Source organism: Rhodococcus sp. RDE2 (assembly GCF_020885655.1).
In the GTDB taxonomy this organism is placed as follows: Bacteria; Actinomycetota; Actinomycetes; order Mycobacteriales; family Mycobacteriaceae; genus Rhodococcus; species Rhodococcus pyridinivorans.
Genome location: NZ_AP025186.1, coordinates 2,013,563 through 2,032,230 on the forward strand (window position 1 = coordinate 2,013,563; position 18,668 = coordinate 2,032,230).

Consider the following 18,668-nt stretch of genomic DNA (forward strand, 5'->3'; position numbering starts at 1 on the left):
GGCACTGCGATACCCCGTCGGGGGTCGGGCCACACTCTGTCCTGGCCCCTGTCCGGCTCTGTCGTGGCCCCTGTCCAGGAGGTTCGCCGCGACGCTTACGATTGACGGGTGACCAGTGCGCCAGAGAACTCGCAGAACCCCGCCGACGCCCTTCCCAAGAGCTGGGACCCCAGCGCCGTCGAAGCGGAGCTCTACCAGCAGTGGGTCGACGCCGGCTACTTCGAGGCCGACCCCACGAGCGACAAGCCCGGGTACTCGATCGTCCTGCCGCCGCCGAATGTCACCGGCAGCCTGCACATGGGTCACGCTCTCGACCACACCCTCATGGATGTGCTCTCCCGCCGTAAGCGCATGCAGGGCTACGAGGTGCTGTGGCTACCCGGCATGGACCACGCCGGCATCGCCACCCAGACCGTCGTCGAAAAGCAGCTCGCTGCCGACGGCAAGAAGAAGGAGGACCTCGGTCGCGAGGCCTTCATCGACAAGGTCTGGCAGTGGAAGGCCGAGTCCGGCGGCATGATCCAGGGCCAGATGCGTCGCATCGGCGACGGCGTGGACTGGTCGCGCGACCGCTTCACCATGGACGAGGGCCTGTCCCGCGCCGTGCAGACGATGTTCAAGCGCCTCTACGACGAGGGCCTGATCTACCGCGCCGAGCGTCTGGTCAACTGGTCGCCCGTGCTGCAGACCGCGATCTCCGACATCGAGGTGAAGTTCGAGGAGGTCGAGGGTGAGCTCGTCTCCCTGCGCTACGGCTCCCTGAACGACGACGAGCCGCACGTCGTCGTCGCCACCACCCGTGTGGAGACGATGCTCGGCGACACCGCCGTCGCGGTCCACCCCGAGGACGAGCGCTACAAGGACATCATCGGCACCACGCTCGAGCATCCGATCACCGGGCGGCAGATCCCGATCATCGCCGACGAATACGTCGACCCCAAATTCGGCACGGGCGCAGTGAAGATCACGCCTGCGCACGACCCCAACGACTTCGAGATGGGTCTGCGGCACGACCTGCCGATGCCCACGATCATGGACAAGGCCGGCCGCATCGCCGATTCCGACACCCGCTTCGACGGCATGGACCGTTTCGAGGCGCGCGTCGCGATCCGCGAGGAACTCGCCGCGCAGGGCCGTGTCGTCGCCGAGAAGCGCCCCTACCTGCACAGCGTCGGCCACTCCGAGCGGTCCGGCGAGACCATCGAGCCGCGCCTGTCGATGCAGTGGTGGGTCAAGGTCGACAAGCTCGCCAAGGCCGCCGGCGACGCAGTGCGCAACGGCCACACCGTCATCCACCCCGCGAGCCAGGAACCGCGCTGGTTCGACTGGGTCGACAACATGCACGACTGGTGCATCTCGCGTCAGCTGTGGTGGGGTCACCGCATCCCGATCTGGTACGGCCCGAACGGCGAGGTCGAGTGCTTCGGCCCCGACGAGACCGCACCCGAGGGCTGGGAGCAGGACCCGGACGTGCTCGACACGTGGTTCTCGTCCGGTCTGTGGCCGTTCTCCACGATGGGCTGGCCGGAGAAGACCCCCGAGCTCGACAAGTTCTATCCCACCAGCGTTCTCGTCACCGGCTACGACATCCTGTTCTTCTGGGTCGCCCGCATGATGATGTTCGGCACCTACGTGTCGGGCGACGACGCGGTGCACCAGGCGCAGGTGCCGTTCCGGGATCTGTTCCTGCACGGCCTCGTCCGTGACCAGTTCGGCAAGAAGATGTCGAAGTCGCGCGGCAACGGCATCGACCCGCTGGACTGGGTCGAGCGTTTCGGCGCCGACGCCCTGCGCTTCACGCTGGCGCGCGGCGCGAACCCGGGTGGCGACCTCGCCGTCGGTGAGGACCACGCCCAGTCGTCGCGCAACTTCGCGAACAAGCTGTTCAACGCGACCAAGTTCGCGCTGATGAACGGCGCGGTGATCGGCGAGCTCCCGGCCCGCGACCAGCTCACCGATGCCGATCGGTGGATCCTCGATCGCCTCGAGCAGGTGCGCACCGAGGTCGACGCGGCCTTCGATCACTACGAGTTCTCGAAGGCGTGCGAGGCGCTCTACCACTTCGCGTGGGACGAGGTCTGCGACTGGTATCTCGAGCTCGCCAAGGTCCAGCTCGCCGAGGGCAGCGCCTACGCCGACGGCACCAAGGTCGTGCTCGGCACCGTCCTCGACCAGTTGCTGCGCCTGCTGCACCCGGTCATCCCGTTCGTCACCGAGACGCTGTGGAAGGTGCTCACCGGCGGCGAGTCCGTCGTGATCGCGGCCTGGCCCGAGGCGTCCGGCGTCGCCACCGACGAGACCGCGGCGCAGCGTGTCGCCGACCTGCAGAAGCTCGTCACCGAGGTCCGCAGGTTCCGCAGCGATCAGGGCCTCAAGCCGTCGCAGAAGGTTGCGGCCCGGCTCGTCGGTGTCGAGGACGCCGATCTCGTCGCGCAGGTGCCGGCCGCGCAGTCGCTCGCGCGCCTGACCGCGCCGGAGGACTCGTTCTCGGCCACCGCGTCGATCGAGGTCCGGCTGAGCCGCGCGACGGTCACCGTCGAGCTCGACACCTCCGGCAGCATCGACGTCGGCGCCGAGATCGCCCGCCTGCGCAAGGATCTCGCCGCCGCGGAGAAGGAGCTGACGGGCACCTCCGCGAAGTTGTCGAACGAGGCCTTCCTTGCGAAGGCACCCGACCAGGTGGTCGAGAAGATCCGCGGTCGCAAGCAGATCGCCGAAGAGGAAATCGCACGGATCACCGCACGACTGAAGGAGCTGGGCGCGGCGTGAGCACCGACACCCCGGGGGCGCCGTCCCCGGTGGACCTGGCCGAACTGACGCTCGTCGAAGCCGAGCTCGACAAGCGCTGGCCGGAGACGAAGATCGAGCCGTCCCTGGCGCGGATCGCCGCGCTCATGGACATCCTCGGGTCGCCGCAGAACAGCTACCCGTCGATCCACGTGGCCGGCACGAACGGCAAGACGTCGACGACCCGGATGATCGACGCGTTGCTCACCCGCATGCACCACCGCGTCGGCCGGACGACGAGCCCGCACCTGCAGCTCGCCACCGAGCGGATCAGCATCGACGGCGCGCCGGTCTCGCCGCGGACCTACGTCGACACCTACCGCGACATCGAACCGTATGTCCGGATGATCGACGAGCAGTCCGAGGCGGCCGGTGGCCCGAAGATGAGCAAGTTCGAGGTCACCACGGCCATGGCGTTCGCGGCGTTCGCCGACGCGCCCGTCGACGTGGCGGTCGTCGAGGTGGGTCTCGGCGGACGGTGGGACGCCACCAACGTCGTCACCGGGCAGGTCGCGGTGATCACGCCCGTCGGGATCGACCACACCGGTTATCTGGGCGACACCCTCACGGAGATCGCGGGGGAGAAGGCCGGGATCATCAAGAAGGCACCCGACGACGGTCTCGTGCCCCGCGACACCGTGGCGATCATCGCGCAGCAGGAACCCGAGGCGATGGACGTGCTGCTGCGGCAGGCCGTCGAGGCCGACGCGGCCGTGGCCCGCCAGGGTTCCGAGTTCGCGGTGGTGCGGCGCGCGGTCGCCGTCGGTGGACAGCAGATCGACCTGCAGGGTCTCGGCGGTCTCTACACCGACATCTTCCTGCCGCTCCACGGCGAGCACCAGGCGCACAACGCGTCGGTCGCGCTGGCCGCGGTCGAGGCGTTCTTCGGGGCGGGCCCCGACAAGCAGCTCGATGTCGAGGCGGTGCGCGACGCGTTCGCGTCGGTGACCACGCCGGGCCGGCTCGAACGGGTGCGCAATGCGCCCACCGTCTTCCTCGACGCCGCGCACAACCCGCACGGTGCGAAGGCCCTCGCGGCCGCGCTCGCCCAGGAATTCGACTTCCGCAAGCTCGTGGGTGTCGTGAGCGTGATGGCCGACAAGGACGTCGCGGGTCTGATCGAGGCGCTCGAACCGGTCTTCGACGAGATCGTCGTCACCCACAACGGGTCGCCGCGGGCGATGGACGTCGACGATCTGGCGAACATCGCCGTCGCCCGATTCGGTGACGAACGGGTCGTCACCGCGGCGACGCTCCCGGATGCGATCGAGACCGCGATCGCGATCGCGGAGGAGGTCGGCGAGCCCGGCGAAGCGGTGTCGGGCGCCGGGGTCGTGGTCACCGGTTCGGTGGTGACCGCAGGTGCGGCCCGCAGTCTGTTCGGAAAGGATCCCGCGTGAGCAACGACAAGCCGGAGGAACAGAAGTTCCGGCCGCCGACGACGGACCCCTGGAAGGGCTTCCGCGGCGTGATGGCGGGAACGCTCGTGCTCGAGGCGATCGTGGTGCTGCTGGTGCTGCCGGTGATCGCGACCGTCGGCGGGGGACTGAGCGCGTGGTCGACGACCTACGTCGTGGGCCTCGCCGTTCTCATGTTCCTCGGAGCCGGGATACAGAAGAAGTCGTGGGCGATCCCGTTCAACATCACGCTGCAGGTGCTGGCCGTGCTGGGCTTCTTCGTCGACCTCGCGTTCGGTGCGGTGGGTGTGCTCTTCGCCGTGGTGTGGGCGTACATCTTCTACCTGCGCAAGGACATCAGGGATCGCGAATCCAGGGGTCTGCTCCCGGGCCAGCGGGACTGACCTCTAGGCTTGTCGCGTGACTGAGCGGACCCTGGTACTGATCAAGCCCGACGGCGTCGCACGCCGTCACGTCGGAGAGATCCTCTCGCGCATCGAGCGCAAGGGGCTGGACATCATGGCTCTCGAGCTGCGCACCGCGACCGAGGAGGTCGCCGGAGCGCACTACGCCGAGCACGAGGGCAAGCCCTTCTACCCCTCGCTGATCGAGTTCATCACCGGCGGCCCCCTCGTGGCCGCGGTCCTCGAAGGCCCCCGCGCGATCGCGGCGTTCCGGCAGCTCGCCGGTGGCACCGATCCGGTCGAGAAGGCCGTGCCCGGCTCGATCCGTGGCGATCTCGGCCTGGATCCGGGCGAGAACCTGGTCCACGGCTCCGACTCGGTGGAGTCCGCCGAGCGCGAGATCGCTCTCTGGTTCCCCGCCCTGGCTGCGAAGTAACAGCCCCGCACGAGCGGCGCCTGGCGTGTCGCTCACGAAACCTCTCGGGCGTCGCGCTTCGCGCCTCCCGACACCGCCGACGGCGCCCTCCGGGGCGCCGTTGGCGTATCCGTGCATCTCCGTGTGGGATACTGGCAGAGGTTGCCCCGCACACACCGCGTGCGGAGCAGCCGAACGACATCACGGATCGATGCCCGACATCGCTGTGGCCGAGGACGAAGGAGACACCTCGCTCGGCGGCACGCTGGATGTTCCGGCGCTCGACCCGCGATCAAGCCAGGCATTGCTCGGCCGTGCAGTGAAAACGGGCACCGGACGACCGCGCGATGCGAGACCGGAAGGACTCGCGCCCACCCGGCGCGAGTACACAAGCTGCGCCCCCGCGTGGCCGCTCACATCGCTGTTGTCGGTGGTGGACGCGCCCGGGGGCCTTAGGAGACCTACGTGGCCGATCAAGAGCCGCCGGAGAACAACTCGATCGAAGCGTCGGACGCAGGGGGACGGAACCTCCTCGGTCTGCCTGCCAAGATCCGCGTCCATGCCCTCGCCAAGCTGCTGGGGCTGACCAGTAAGCAGGTGATTGCGAAAGCCGCCGAGCGCGGCACCGAGCTGCGCAGTGCGCACTCGACCCTCCCACGCGACGTCGCGGAGGACCTGCACGCCGCGTTGAGCGACGACACGGGCACGCCCGAACCCACCGTGCAGGAAGCCGGGACGGCTCCCGAACCTGCAGCACAGACGGCTCCCGAGGCCGAGACTGCTCCCGAGCCCGTCGCCGAGGCGACTCCCGAGCCTGCGGCCGAGGTGGCGGAGATCGCCGAGGCGGTGCCGGTCGAGAGCGACGAGCTGCGACCCGCCGAGAAGACCGCGGACGAGACCGCGCCGCAGGCCGTCGACATCCCCTCCGTCGGAGGACCCACCGGGCTGTTCACGTCGGTGGAGCAGAGCACTCCGCTGTTCGAGATGCCCGAGCCGTCGACGACGGCCGAGCCGATGGTCGCCGCACCGCTGTTCCTCCAGCCCGAGGTGCCCTCGCCGGCCGAGGAGGAGGAGACCCGCCCGCGTCGCCGACGCGCACGCCGCGGCAAGGACACCGAGCAGGCTCCGGCCGAGGACGAGCAGCAGACCGCCGAGCCGGCCGCCGCCGAGTCCACCGAGGAAGCGCCGTCGCAGCAGGCCGAGGAAGACCAGGACGACCAGCCGCGTCGCCGCCGCCGCGGACGTCGCGGTCGTGGACGTGGCCGCGGGGACGGCACCGACACCGACCAGCAGGACGAGACCACCGCGACCGGCGAGGACACCGAGTCCGCCGCCGCGGAGACGGAGAAGCCCGCTGCAGCGGAGTCCACCGCAGCAGAGTCCACCACAGCGGAGACCCACGCCGAGGAGACCGCCGGCACCGAGGAGAGCACCTCCGACGAGGCCGCCTCGGGCGACGAGCACGACACCGACGACGAGCAGGGCGGGGGGACGTCCCGCCGCCGCCGCCGTCGCCGTCGTCGTCGCGGTTCCGACACCGACACCGCGAGCACCGACGACGACTCGGTTCCCACGGTCGTCCACGAGCGGGAGCCGCGTCCGAAGAGCCGCGCCAAGGACGAGGTCCAGGGCATCAGCGGTTCCACGCGTCTCGAGGCGAAGCGTCAGCGTCGGCGTGACGGCCGCGAGGCCGGTCGCCGCCGGCCCCCGATCCTCACCGAATCCGAGTTCCTCGCCCGCCGCGAGGCGGTCGACCGGGTCATGGTCGTGCGCGAACGCACGGGCGGTTCCCACGCGGGCATGACGCAGGTCGCGGTGCTCGAGGACGGCATCCTCGTCGAGCACTTCGTCACGACCTCCGGGTCGGCGTCGATGGTCGGCAACATCTATCTCGGCCGCGTGCAGAACGTCCTTCCGTCCATGGAAGCCGCGTTCATCGACATCGGGCGTGGCCGCAACGGCGTGCTCTACGCCGGTGAGGTGAACTGGGAGGCCGCGGGCCTCGGAGGCAATTCCCGCAAGATCGAGCAGGCCCTCAAGCCCGGCGACCAGGTGGTCGTGCAGGTCAGCAAGGACCCGGTCGGTCACAAGGGCGCGCGTCTGACCACCCAGATCAGCCTCGCCGGACGCTTCCTGGTGTACGTGCCGGGCGGCTCGTCCACGGGCATCAGCCGCAAGCTGCCCGACACCGAACGCAAGCGTCTCAAGGACATCCTCCGCGAGATCGTCCCCTCCGAGGCGGGCGTGATCATCCGTACCGCCGCCGAGGGCGTGAGCGAGGAGGAACTCTCGCGCGACGTCACCCGTCTGCAGACGCAGTGGGAGGCGATCCGGGAGCAGTCCGAGAAGCTGCAGGCCGACGCATCGGGACAGCCGAAGACCCTCTACGAGGAGCCGGATCTGCTCGTGAAGGTCGTGCGAGACCTGTTCAACGAGGACTTCTCCAAGCTCGTCATCGAGGGCGACTCGGCGTGGAACACCGTCGAGAGCTACATCCGGACGGTCGCACCCGACCTGCTGCCCCGCGTCGAGCGCTACCGCTCGGAGAACTCGGTGGACGTCTTCGGCGCGCACCGCATCGACGAGCAGCTCGCGAAGGCTCTCGACCGCAAGGTGTGGCTGCCCTCCGGCGGCACGCTCGTCATCGACCGCACCGAGGCGATGACCGTCATCGACGTCAACACCGGCAAGTTCACCGGGTCCGGCGGCAACCTCGAGGAGACGGTCACCCGTAACAACCTCGAGGCGGCCGAGGAGATCGTCCGCCAGATGCGCCTGCGCGACATCGGCGGCATGATCGTCGTCGACTTCATCGACATGGTGCTCGAGTCCAACCGCGATCTCGTGCTGCGGCGCCTGACCGAGGCTCTCGGCCGGGACCGCACCCGCCACCAGGTCTCGGAGGTCACCTCGCTCGGCCTGGTCCAGATGACGCGCAAGCGGCTCGGGACCGGTCTCGTCGAGGCGTTCTCCACCACCTGTGAGCACTGCAGCGGCCGCGGCCTCATCGTGCACTCGGAGCCGATCGAGTCGAAGTCCTCGGACGACTCCGGTCGTTCGTCCGGCGGTGGTTCGCGGCGCAAGCGTGGACGCGACAAGAGCTCGCAGGAGCCCGCCGCCGAGACGCACGCGACGCCGTCGCCCGAAGAGGTCGTCAAGCGTGCCGCGCACCCCGTGGCGCTCGCCATGGCCGCGCACAACTCGACACCGGCCGCGGACGCTCCGGAGGCAGAGTCGGCAGCAGCGGCCGAGGCCGCATCCGAGACGGCGGCCGACGTCGACCCGGTCAAGGTCACCGAGCCGCTGCGGGCCGTCGAGCCCGAGAAGGTCGCCGCACCGACGAAGGAGCCCGTCGCAGGGGAGGACGCCACCACGGTGACGACCGCCTCCGACGAGCCCGCCGAGATCGAAGCCGAGGTCGCAGCGGCCGAATCCGCGGTCGCAGAGACCGCTGTTCCCGAGGCTGCCGTGTCCGGGACGGCCGTCTCCGGCGCGGGGGAGAGCACCGACGGTGCGGCTTCCGTCGAGGCCGCAGAACCGGCTCCGCGTCGTCGTCGGGCCCGCAGGGTCGCACGGGCGGCCGCAGCGCCCGCCGGTGACGGTGGACCTGCAGCCAAGGTGTTCGTCGTCCCCGCGACGACCGACACGTCGACGGGGGCCGAGTCGGACTCCCGGCCGAGCACACCGGTCGAGACGCCGGTGGAGATCGTGCGGCGGCCGCGTTCGCGGCGTGCCGCAGGGCGCCCCGCCGGACCTCCGGTGGACGCCGAAGCGTGACCCTCCGCTTCCGGGCCGGTCACGACCGGCCCGGAAGCAGGCACTACCGTGCCACCCGGTTTGACCCTGGGAGTCACCTTCCCGTAATCTTGTTCAGTCGCTACTCGGCGATAGTGCCCAGCCGCGTCCGGATTCAGGATGCCGGCGGGACCCGAGTCAGCAACCACACCAGACCAGTCGCGTCCGCAGCACTGTGGCGCGAGCACGTTCGAAGAAGCAAGGGGTAGCCGTCCGATGGCAACGTACGCGATCGTCAAGACCGGCGGTAAGCAGTACAAGGTCGCTGAAGGCGACCTCGTCAAGGTCGAGAAGATCGAGGGTGAGCCCGGCGCTGCTGTCTCGCTTGCCCCGGTCCTCGTCGTCGACGGATCCGAACTGACCACCGACGCCGACAAGCTGGCCAAGGTCTCGGTCACCGGCGAGATCGTCGAGCACACCAAGGGCCCGAAGATCCGCATCCACAAGTTCAAGAACAAGACCGGGTACCACAAGCGCCAGGGCCACCGTCAGAAGCTGACGGTCGTCAAGGTCACCGGCATCAAGTAAACCGAGCTTCGAGCTTCAACCCCAGGAGGGTTCGTCATGGCACACAAGAAGGGCGCATCCAGCTCCCGTAACGGTCGCGATTCGAACGCACAGCGCCTCGGCGTCAAGCGCTTCGGTGGCCAGGCCGTCAACGCCGGCGAGATCATCGTGCGCCAGCGCGGCACCCACTTCCACCCCGGCGTGAACGTGGGACGCGGCGGCGACGACACGCTGTTCGCCCTCGCGGCCGGTGCCGTCGAGTTCGGTACCAAGCGCGGTCGCAAGACCGTCAACATCGTTCCGGCTGCGGCAGACGCCTGATCTGCCGTCCGGTAACGGACACCGCGGGACCAGCTCCCGCGACATACTCCCAATAGGGGCGGGCCAGGGTCGCACACCCTGACCCGCCCTTGTTGCGTTGATCACCAGGTTTGTTTAGGACGAGAGAAGGTCCACCCATGTCCCGCTTCATCGACCGGGTGGTGCTGCACGTCAGCGCCGGCAAGGGCGGCAACGGCTGCGCCTCCGTCCACCGCGAGAAGTTCAAGCCGCTCGGCGGCCCCGACGGCGGTAACGGAGGAAACGGCGGCGACGTCGTCCTCGAAGTCGACCGCAACGTCCACACCCTGCTCGACTTCCACTTCCACCAGCACGCCAAGGCGACCAACGGTGCCCAGGGCGCCGGCGGCCACCGCAACGGTGCCAACGGCGGCGACCTCGTCCTGAAGGTTCCCGACGGCACCGTCGTGCTCGACCGCGACGGCCGGATCCTCGCCGACCTCGTGGGCACCGGCACACGTTTCGTCGCCGCGCACGGCGGTCGCGGTGGTCTCGGCAATGCCGCACTCGCGTCGAAGGCACGCAAGGCCCCCGGCTTCGCGCTGCTCGGCGAGGAAGGCGAGGAACTCGACCTCGTCCTCGAACTGAAGTCCGTCGCCGACGTCGGCCTCGTGGGCTTCCCCTCGGCCGGCAAGTCGTCGCTCGTGTCGGTGCTGTCGGCCGCCAAGCCGAAGATCGCCGACTACCCGTTCACCACCCTCGTGCCGAACCTCGGTGTGGTGCAGTCGGGCGACACGACCTTCACCGTCGCCGACGTGCCCGGCCTGATCCCCGGCGCCAGTGAGGGACGTGGCCTCGGCCTCGACTTCCTCCGGCATCTCGAGCGCTGCGCCGTGCTCGCGCACGTCGTCGACTGCGCGACCCTCGAACCCGGCCGCGACCCGATCTCCGACATCGACGCGCTCGAGGCCGAACTCGCCGCCTACCAGCCCGCGCTGTCGGGCGACAGCGGACTCGGCGACCTCGCCGAGCGCCCCCGCATCGTGATCCTCAACAAGGCCGACGTGCCCGACGCGAAGGAACTCGCCGAGTTCGTCACCCCCGAACTCGAGGCCCGCGGCTGGCCGGTCTTCACGATCTCGGCCGTGAGCCGCGACGGCCTGCGTCCGCTGACGTTCGCCCTCGCGAAGATGGTCGACGAGTACCGCGAGGCACATCCGCCGGCCGCGCCGACCCGCCCGGTGATCCGTCCCGTCGCCCGCGACGAGGAGGCCTTCACCGTGGTCCGCGATCCCGAGGTGCCCGGCGGATTCATCGTGCGGGGCACCCGTCCCGAGCGGTGGGTGCGCCAGACGGCCTTCGACAACGACGAGGCCGTGGGCTATCTCGCCGATCGCCTCGCACGTCTCGGCGTCGAGGACAAGCTCGTCAAGCTCGGCGCGGAACCCGGATGCTGGGTCACCATCGGCGAGGTCGGCTTCGAGTGGGAACCGCAGACGCAGGCCGGCGTGGACGTCGTGCCCACCGGTCGCGGCACGGACGCCCGTCTCGACCAGGTCGACCGCGTCGGCGCCGCCGAGCGTCGCCACGCGAAGAAGGTGCGCCGCGGTCTGGCCACCGACGACGAGTTCGAGTAACCGGCCCCGCGTTCCCACCGTTCAGGAAGCCCGAAGCGTACCGAGGAGAACATGAGCGACACCCGGGAGGTCGTCTCCCACGCCCGCAGCGTAGTGGTCAAGATCGGCTCGTCGGCGATCACGAGCCTGGTGGGCGGGCTCGACCGCGGCCGGCTCGATCGGCTCGTCGACGCCATCGAGTCCCGGATCCGCACGGGCTCGAGTGTCGTCGTGGTCTCCTCGGGTGCGGTCGGTGCCGGGCTCGCACCGCTCGGCCTCACGAGCAGGCCGCGTGATCTCGCGACGAAGCAGGCCGCGGCGAGCGTCGGGCAGCTCACCCTCGCCCACGCCTGGGGCACCTCCTTCGCCCGCTACGACCGCACCGTGGGCCAGGTGCTCCTCACCGCCGACGACATCGGCCGGCGCACCCAGCACCGCAACGCGCAACGCACCCTCGACCGGCTGCGCTCGCTCGGTGCGGTGCCGGTGGTCAACGAGAACGACACCGTCGCGACCGTCGAACTGCGCTTCGGCGACAACGACCGGCTCGCCGCGCTCGTCGCGCATCTCATCGGCGCCGAGGCGCTGATCCTGCTGTCCGACGTCGACGGTCTGTACGACGGGGATCCGCGCAAGGGCTCCGCGAACCTCATCCCCGAGGTCCGCACCCCCGAGGATCTCGACGGTGTGGTCGCCGGGTCTGGTGGCGCGCTGGGCACCGGTGGCATGGCGTCGAAACTGTCCGCAGCCCGTCTCGCGGCGGACTCCGGCGTGCCGGTGCTGCTCGCCGCCGCCTCCCAGGCCGATCGTGCGCTGGGTGCCGCCGACGTCGGCACGGCCTTCGCGGCCCGCCCGCAGCGTCTGTCGGCGCGGCGCTTCTGGGTGCGGCACGCCGCCGACGTCCACGGCTCGCTGTATCTCGACGAGGGTGCCGTGCGGGCCGTGGTGGAGCGGCGGCGCTCGCTGCTCGCCGCTGGAATCACCGGCACCAGTGGCGGTTTCCACGCAGGCGACGTGGTCGGCATCGTCGCACCCGACGGCCGCACGGTCGCGCGCGGTGTGGTGGCCTACGACGCGTCCGAACTCGATTTCATGATCGGCTTCTCGACCGGTCAGCTGCCGCCGGATCTCCAGCGGCCCGTCGTGCACGCCGATGACCTCGTCCGGGTGGTCTGAGAGCCGTCACCCGCTCGGTGCGGTCGTCGCCGTCACCGGCTCGGTGCAGTCACTGCGTCGGCCAGGAAGGCGAGGGTCTCCGAGGTGCCCGCCTCGAGCTTGAGGGTCGCCAGCACATCCCCGCGCGTGGGGCCACGATTGATCACCACCACCGGGATGTTCCGCTGTGCGGCGCGGCGCACGAAACGCAGCCCCGACTGCACCGTCAGCGAACTTCCGGCGACCAGCAGGGCGTCGGAGCCGTCGACCACCGAGAAGGCGAGTTCGACCCGCGGGCGCGGCACCGTCTCGCCGAAGTACACGATGTCGGGTTTGAGCATCCCGCCGCAGCGGTCGCAGTCCACTACGACGAAGTCCTCGGTGTCGGTGACCACTGCGTCCGCGTCGGGGGCGACCTCGAGACCTGTCGTCGCGCGCATCCGGTCGTCGAATCCCGGATTGGCCGCGCACAGCCGCTCGTGCAGCGTGAACCGCGAGATGCGGTGCTCGCACGACAGGCACCGGACCTGCGCGTAGGTGCCGTGCAGGTCGACGACCCGCCGGCTGCCTGCCTTCGTGTGCAGCAGGTCGACGTTCTGGGTGATCACACCGACGACGGAACCGGCGCGTTCGAGGGCCGCGAGCGCCCGGTGCCCGGCGTTGGGGCGGGCGGCGTCCATGTGTTTCCAGCCGACGTGGTTGCGCGCCCAGTAGCGTTGCCGGAACTCCGCATCGCCGACGAACTGCTGGTAGGTCATCGGGTTGCGCGGGGGCGAGTCGGGTCCGCGATAGTCGGGGATACCGGAGTCCGTCGACAGCCCGGCGCCGGTGAGAACCGCGATCCGACGGCTGTGCAGGAGAGCGGGCAGGTCGTCGGAACGGAGTGGAACGTCGATCACCCCATCTACGGTAGGCCGCTTCCGGGCACCGGCGCTGCGGGCAGGAGCGCGCGCACCGCGTCGATGGTGTCGGCGTCGGCAGCGGACTTGTCGGGCCGGTACCGCAGCACCCGTGCGAAGCGCAGCGCCACCCCGCCCGGATAGCGGCTGCTGGTCTGCACTCCGTCGAGCTCGATCTCGACGACGATCGCGGGTCGCAGGTGGACGGTGTGCTCGTCGCGGTGTGTCTCGTAGCGCGGGAATTCCTCTGTCTGCCACTGCAGCAGCGCGTCGGTGAGTCCCTTGAACGTCTTCCCGACCATGATCGGCGGACCACCGTCCGGGTCGCGGGCACCGAGGTGCAGATTGGACAGGAAGCCGGTGCGGCGCCCGTAACCCCACTCGGCGGCGAGCACCACGAGGTCCAGGGTGTGCTCGGGCTTGACCTTCTGCCACGCTCGGCCCCGGCGTCCGGCGGTGTAGGTCGACGTGAGGGACTTCACCATCACACCCTCGTGACCGTTGCCGAGCGAGTCACCGAGATGCGCCTCGGCGCTGTCGGCGTGCGGGGCGACCAGCGTCGGGATGCGGTGCTCACCCGCGACATGGGCGAGACGGTCGAGACGCACCGACAGCGGCTCGTCGAGCAGGTCGTCGCCGTCGAGGTGCAGGCAGTCGAAGAAGTACGGGTGGAGGAGCAGTTCGCGTTCGGAGCGGGCGCCGAACCGGCTCATGGTCTCCTGGAACGGTCGGGGACGGCCGGAATCGGTGAGCGCGAGCGTCTCGCCGTCGAGCACGACACTGCGGCACGGCAGCGCCCGGACGAGTTCGACCAGTTCGGGAACCGACGCGGTGATGTCGCGCAGTGTGCGGGTGAAGATCCACACGGCGTCCTCGTGGCGGTGCACCTGGATGCGTGCGCCGTCGAGTTTGTACTCCACGCTCACCGCCCCGTCGAACTCGGTCAGGGCCGCCTCGAGCGACTCGGCGGGCGAGGCGAGCATCGGCCGGACCGGTCGGCCGAGTTCCAGGCCGAACTCCGCCAGCGCGTCCACACCACCGTCGAAGGCCGCCGCTGCGGCCTGGGCGAGGCGACCCGACAACATCACCGCCCGGCGGACCGGTTCGACGGGGAGACCGGCTGCCGCTGCGACCGCATCGGTCATCACCCCTTCGAGCGCACCCTGCCGCAGCTCACCGCCGAGGAGCGCGACGAGGAAACGCTGCTCGCCCTCGGTGGCCCGGCCGAACAGGTCCAGGAGCAGTTGCTGCCGCGCGGCGGTGGATCCCGGACCTGAGATGTCGGCGAGCCGGTCGAGGAAACCGGACACCTCGTCGACGGAGAGCGTCGGATCGTCGGCGACCGGTGCGGAGAGACCGGCAAGGGTGCGGAAGCCGACACCCAGGCGGCCCTGGGTCATCTCTCCGGACAACCACGAGACCACCGCTTCGACCTCGTGGGATTCGGCGCGCTCCAGTAATTCCCGCAGCAGATCGATCTTGGTGCGTCGTGACCGCGTGGCGGCGACGGCGACGGACGTGTCGACAACCGAGTGCAGCAGCATCGCTTCGACGTTAGCGCCCGGCCGTGCCACGCGGAGGAAATCGTGCGCCGGGGTGTATTTCCGCACGCAGACGGGAATCGAGAGGCCAGGATGGTGCACGGGACGCGTGCATGAGCGGGAGGGACGGGAGACGCGGATGAGCAAGGACTCCGAGGCGGTCGAGCTCGACGTGGACGGTCGCCCGGTGCGTATCACGCATCCCGACCGCGTGTACTTCCCCGAGATCGGGGCGACCAAGCTCGATCTCGCGAACTACTACCTGAGCGTGGGGGAGGGGATCGTCCGGGCGCTCCGTGAGCGGCCCTGCATGCTGCACCGGTTCCCCGACGGACTCGAAGGGCAGAAGGTGCACCAGAAGCGGCTGCCCCGCGGGGCGCCGGACTGGGTCGAGACCGTGCGGGTGCACTTCCCGCGTTACGACCGCGACGCCGACGAACTGTGCGTCACCCACCTCGCCGATGTGGTGTGGGCCGTGCAGATGTCCACCGTGGAGTTCCATCCGTGGAACTCGCGGCGCAGCGACGTGGAGCGGCCCGACGAATGGCGGATCGACCTCGACCCGATGTCCGACTGCGATTTCGACCGGGTGCGGCGCGTGGCGTCGGTGGCGCACGAGGTGCTCGACGAGCTCGGTGCCGTGGGCTGGCCGAAGACCTCGGGCGGCGACGGCCTGCACGTCTACGTCCGGATCGCACCGGAGTGGGAGTTCGACGATGTCCGAAGGGCCGCATGGGCTTTCGCGCGGGAGGTGGAGCGACGCGCGCCGGGGGACGTGACGACGGCGTGGTGGCGCAAGGAACGTGATCCGTCGGCGGTCTTCGTCGACTACAACCAGAACTCGCGCGACCACACGATCGCCAGTGCCTATTCGGTCCGCGGTGTACCGGAGGCAACGGTCTCCACGCCGGTGCGGTGGGACGAGATCGACGACCTCGATCCGCGGGATTTCACGATCCGGACCGTGCCGAAGCGGTTCGAGGAACTGGGCGACCTGCACGCGGGGATCGACGACGCGGTCTTCGCCCTCGATCCGCTGCTGGAATGGGCGGAACGCGACGAGAAGCAGGACAAGGGGTCGGAGTGAGCGCTGTGGTCGGACAACTGTGGTCCGGTAGATGTGGCCTAGTAGCCGGCGCTGGGATCGACGACCCCGATCGGCACGAGGCCGGACGCGAACCGCGTGACGTTCTCGGTCACGTGCTCGAGATAGGCCGGGATGCGCAATGGGGGCGGATTGGCGTCGTGGGGCGTGATCACGGCGTTGGGGAGCGTCCACAACGGATGATCGTCGGGGAGCGGTTCGGGGTCGGTGACGTCGAGCCCTGCACCGCCGATCGCGCCGGATCGTAGGGCGGCGACGAGGGCGTCGGTGTCGACGAGATCACCCCGGGCGACGTTGACGACCCACGCCGTGGATTTCATCGCTGCGAGTTCGGTTGCGCCGACGAGGCGTTCGACGTCGAGGGTGGCAGTCGCGGAGATGACGAAATGATCTGCCAGAGTCCATATCTCGTCGATGCGTTCGACGGGGAACGTCTCGACGGCCCCGGGCACGGGACGACCGCTGCGGGTGACGGCGAGCGCATGTGCGCCCAGCGTGGCCAGCATCGGGATCAGTGCACGACCGACACCACCGGCACCGATGATCCCGACCGTCGCGCCGCGGAGGGTGCCGACGGCGGGCGCGAGGCTCTCGGGTGCCCACGAGGTGGCCGCCAGATGCGCGGGTAGGGCCCGGACCCCGGCGAGCAGGAGCAGGAGCGCGTGCTCGGCGACGGTCGTGGAGTAGGCGGCGGCCGCCGACGTCCAGGTGACGCGAGGATGAGCCTTGACGACGCCCTGCGACAGCCAGTACTCGACACCGGCGGACGGAAGCTGCACCCAGCGGACGGAGGCGGGGAGGACCTCGGGGAAGTCCTGCGGCCCGGCCGCCCAGACGAGCGCGTCCGGGGTGTCCTCGAGTCCGCAGGGCACGCCGCCCCCGCCCGAGACCGCCCGTTCGAAACGGGGGTCGCGCTCGGGGCCGACAGCGATGCGGGGCGCACGCTCGGGAGTCATGGTCTCGACTCTAAGCGTCCGCCCCGCATCGGTCACGTGGTTACCGCACTCAGGCGGGTTCGACGATCAACGGGTACACACCGTTCTCGTCGTGCACCTCACGGCCGGTGACCGGGGGATTGAAGACGCACAGCATGCGCATGCGCGTCTCGGGGAGCACGCGGTGACGCTCGTGTCCGTTGAGCAGGTACATCGTGCCCGGAGCGAGGTCGTACTCCACGTCGTTGTCGAGGTCCTGGAGCTTGCCGGTGCCCTCGACGAGCCACACGGCCTCGACGTGGTTGGCGTAGTGGAACTCGTTGACGGTGCCGGGCTCGATGGTGGTCTCGTGGAACGAGAAGCCCACCTTGTCGCCGGCGAGGATGATGCGCTTGCTGCGCCACTGGCCGTCCTCCGAGACGACGTCGCGCTCGGTGCCGGTGATCTCTTCTGTCGTACGAACGATCATGGGTGTCGAAAGTCCTTCTTCTGCAAGTAGTTTCGGAACGGGCGGAGCGGGGGACCGCTCAGGAACGGACCTTGGCGGTCGCTTCCGCCAGGATGTTCAGCCCGAACTCGAGTTCGTCGTCGGTGATGGTCAGCGGCGGCAGCAGCTTGACGACCTCGTCCGACGGGCCGGAGGTCTCGGCGAGCAGGCCCTCCTCGAAGGCCAGGGCGCAGACCTTGTCGGCGTCCTCCGGCTTGTCGAAGACCAGGCCCTGGACCAGACCGCGGCCGCGGGTCGAGACGCCGTCGAACATGTCCGACAGGTTCATGAAGGTCTGGCGGATGCGCTCGCCCTTGCGCAGGGTGTCGCGCTCGAGCTTGTCGTCGGCCCAGTAGTGCTCGAGGGCGGCAGCCGCCGTCACGAAGGCCGGGTTGTTGCCGCGGAAGGTGCCGTTGTGCTCGCCCGGACCCCACACGTCGAGCTCACGCTTGAACAGGGTGAGCGCCAGCGGCATTCCGTATCCGCCGATCGACTTCGACAGGGTCACGATGTCGGGCGTGATGCCGGCGATCTCGAACGAGAAGAACGGGCCGGTGCGGCCGCAACCCATCTGCACGTCGTCGACGATCAGCAGGATGTCGCGTTCCTTGCACAGGTCGGCCAGAGCGCGAAGCCACTCGGGGCGAGCAACATTCACGCCGCCCTCACCCTGCACGGTCTCGACGATGACCGCGGCCGGACGGTTCAGGCCACTGCCCGCGTCGTCGAGCACACGCGAGAACCACTGGAAGTCCTCGGTGACGCCGTTGAAGTAGTTGTCGAACGGCATCGGCGTGGCGTGGACGAGGGGGACACCCGCGCCGGCGCGCTTCATCGAGTTACCGGTCACCGAGAGCGCACCCAGGGTCATGCCGTGGAAAGCGTTGGTGAAGTTGATGATCGACTCGCGGCCGGTCACCTTGCGGGCGAGCTTGAGCGCTGCCTCGACGGCGTTCGTGCCGGTCGGGCCGGGGAACTGGACCTTGTAGTCCAGGCCGCGCGGCGCGAGCACGTGCGACTCGAAGGTCTCGAGCAGCTTGCGCTTGGCGACGGTGTGCATGTCGAGGCCGTGGGTGACGCCGTCGCTCATGATGTAGTCGACCAGGGCCGACTTGAGAACCGGATTGTTGTGGCCGTAGTTCAGGGCTCCGGCGCCGGCGAAGAAGTCGAGGTAGTCCTTGCCGTCCTCGCTGCGCAGCCAGGATCCCGATGCCTTGTCGAAAACGGCGGGCCAGCCGCGGCTGTAACTCCGAACCTCGGATTCGAGGTGCGAGAAAATCGCAGTATCGGGCTTACCGGTGGTCTCGGGCTTGTTTTCCAGGATGGTCATGTCGTGGTCCTCCTGT

At 69.5% G+C, this 18,668-nt stretch carries 15 protein-coding genes; 10 read left to right on the top strand and 5 right to left on the bottom strand.

What is annotated here, in order from left to right; translation table 11 throughout:
• Positions 1 to 108 precede the first annotated feature (108 nt).
• The 9 genes from LPH33_RS09370 to proB all read left to right on the top strand — a co-directional run bounded on the left by LPH33_RS09370 (position 109) and on the right by proB (position 12,376).
• Positions 109 to 2,769: a valine--tRNA ligase gene (locus LPH33_RS09370; RefSeq protein ID WP_229567907.1), complete on the top strand. Its 2,661-nt coding sequence runs from the start codon at positions 109 to 111 to the stop codon at positions 2,767 to 2,769.
• Positions 2,766 to 4,187 (top strand): bifunctional tetrahydrofolate synthase/dihydrofolate synthase, encoded by a 1,422-nt coding sequence (gene folC, locus LPH33_RS09375; protein WP_026061075.1) that lies wholly within the window; start codon positions 2,766 to 2,768, stop codon positions 4,185 to 4,187. Before LPH33_RS09370 ends, folC begins: the two co-directional genes overlap by 4 nt.
• On the top strand, positions 4,184 to 4,588 hold the full coding sequence (locus LPH33_RS09380; RefSeq protein ID WP_016691887.1) for a DUF4233 domain-containing protein: 405 nt from the start codon (positions 4,184 to 4,186) through the stop codon (positions 4,586 to 4,588). The genes folC and LPH33_RS09380 overlap by 4 nt, the downstream gene beginning before the upstream one ends.
• Before the next feature lie 16 nt (positions 4,589 to 4,604).
• A complete protein-coding gene (ndk, locus tag LPH33_RS09385; protein ID WP_160876542.1) occupies positions 4,605 to 5,024 on the top strand; it encodes a nucleoside-diphosphate kinase in 420 nt (139 codons plus the stop codon).
• A gap of 444 nt (positions 5,025 to 5,468) precedes the next feature.
• Entirely contained in the window at positions 5,469 to 8,780 is a 3,312-nt protein-coding gene (locus tag LPH33_RS09390) for a translation initiation factor IF-2 N-terminal domain-containing protein (protein ID WP_420714485.1), read from the top strand.
• A 234-nt stretch (positions 8,781 to 9,014) separates the two neighbouring features.
• Complete coding sequence (gene rplU, locus LPH33_RS09395) at positions 9,015 to 9,326, top strand: 50S ribosomal protein L21 (RefSeq protein WP_006551183.1); 312 nt, start codon at positions 9,015 to 9,017, stop codon at positions 9,324 to 9,326.
• Positions 9,327 to 9,362: 36 nt separating this feature from the next.
• Positions 9,363 to 9,626, top strand: a complete 264-nt coding sequence (gene rpmA, locus LPH33_RS09400) for a 50S ribosomal protein L27 (RefSeq protein ID WP_006551184.1) — start codon at positions 9,363 to 9,365, stop codon at positions 9,624 to 9,626.
• A 137-nt stretch (positions 9,627 to 9,763) separates the two neighbouring features.
• Entirely contained in the window at positions 9,764 to 11,221 is a 1,458-nt protein-coding gene (obgE, locus tag LPH33_RS09405) for a GTPase ObgE (RefSeq protein ID WP_016691889.1), read from the top strand.
• A 51-nt stretch (positions 11,222 to 11,272) separates the two neighbouring features.
• The gene (proB, locus tag LPH33_RS09410; RefSeq protein WP_016691890.1) at positions 11,273 to 12,376 is read left to right on the top strand and encodes a glutamate 5-kinase; all 1,104 of its coding nucleotides are present in this window, start codon (positions 11,273 to 11,275) and stop codon (positions 12,374 to 12,376) included.
• A gap of 32 nt (positions 12,377 to 12,408) precedes the next feature.
• On the opposite strand, the gene LPH33_RS09415 is transcribed toward proB, so the two are convergent.
• Both LPH33_RS09415 and LPH33_RS09420 read right to left on the bottom strand, forming a co-directional pair.
• On the bottom strand, positions 12,409 to 13,254 hold the full coding sequence (locus LPH33_RS09415; protein WP_016691891.1) for an NAD-dependent protein deacetylase: 846 nt from the start codon (positions 13,252 to 13,254) through the stop codon (positions 12,409 to 12,411).
• Positions 13,255 to 13,259: 5 nt separating this feature from the next.
• On the bottom strand, positions 13,260 to 14,798 hold the full coding sequence (locus LPH33_RS09420; protein WP_026061077.1) for an ATP-dependent DNA ligase: 1,539 nt from the start codon (positions 14,796 to 14,798) through the stop codon (positions 13,260 to 13,262).
• 136 nt (positions 14,799 to 14,934) lie between these two features.
• On the opposite strand from LPH33_RS09420, the gene ligD reads away from it, so the two are divergent.
• Entirely contained in the window at positions 14,935 to 15,882 is a 948-nt protein-coding gene (gene ligD / locus LPH33_RS09425; protein ID WP_229567908.1) for a non-homologous end-joining DNA ligase, read from the top strand.
• A 38-nt stretch (positions 15,883 to 15,920) separates the two neighbouring features.
• On the opposite strand, the gene LPH33_RS09430 is transcribed toward ligD, so the two are convergent.
• Genes LPH33_RS09430 through ectB form a run of 3 tightly spaced genes read right to left on the bottom strand, consistent with a single transcriptional unit; the run spans position 15,921 to position 18,652 of the window.
• Positions 15,921 to 16,856: a D-isomer specific 2-hydroxyacid dehydrogenase family protein gene (locus tag LPH33_RS09430; RefSeq protein WP_229567909.1), complete on the bottom strand. Its 936-nt coding sequence runs from the start codon at positions 16,854 to 16,856 to the stop codon at positions 15,921 to 15,923.
• Positions 16,857 to 16,905: 49 nt separating this feature from the next.
• Entirely contained in the window at positions 16,906 to 17,304 is a 399-nt protein-coding gene (locus LPH33_RS09435; RefSeq protein ID WP_016691895.1) for an ectoine synthase, read from the bottom strand.
• Positions 17,305 to 17,362: 58 nt separating this feature from the next.
• Positions 17,363 to 18,652 carry a diaminobutyrate--2-oxoglutarate transaminase gene (gene ectB, locus LPH33_RS09440; RefSeq protein WP_016691896.1) on the bottom strand — a complete coding sequence of 430 codons (1,290 nt, stop codon included), beginning with the start codon at positions 18,650 to 18,652 and terminating at the stop codon, positions 17,363 to 17,365.
• Positions 18,653 to 18,668: the final 16 nt, after the last annotated feature.

Coding starts and splice junctions, on each gene's coding strand:
- ectB (WP_016691896.1), bottom strand. CDS start 18,652: ATGACCATCCTGGAAAACAAGCCCGAGACCACCGGTAAGCCCGATACT.
- ligD (WP_229567908.1), top strand. CDS start 14,935: ATGAGCAAGGACTCCGAGGCGGTCGAGCTCGACGTGGACGGTCGCCCG.
- rplU (WP_006551183.1), top strand. CDS start 9,015: ATGGCAACGTACGCGATCGTCAAGACCGGCGGTAAGCAGTACAAGGTC.
- rpmA (WP_006551184.1), top strand. CDS start 9,363: ATGGCACACAAGAAGGGCGCATCCAGCTCCCGTAACGGTCGCGATTCG.
- proB (WP_016691890.1), top strand. CDS start 11,273: ATGAGCGACACCCGGGAGGTCGTCTCCCACGCCCGCAGCGTAGTGGTC.
- LPH33_RS09430 (WP_229567909.1), bottom strand. CDS start 16,856: ATGACTCCCGAGCGTGCGCCCCGCATCGCTGTCGGCCCCGAGCGCGAC.
- obgE (WP_016691889.1), top strand. CDS start 9,764: ATGTCCCGCTTCATCGACCGGGTGGTGCTGCACGTCAGCGCCGGCAAG.
- LPH33_RS09435 (WP_016691895.1), bottom strand. CDS start 17,304: ATGATCGTTCGTACGACAGAAGAGATCACCGGCACCGAGCGCGACGTC.
- LPH33_RS09420 (WP_026061077.1), bottom strand. CDS start 14,798: ATGCTGCTGCACTCGGTTGTCGACACGTCCGTCGCCGTCGCCGCCACG.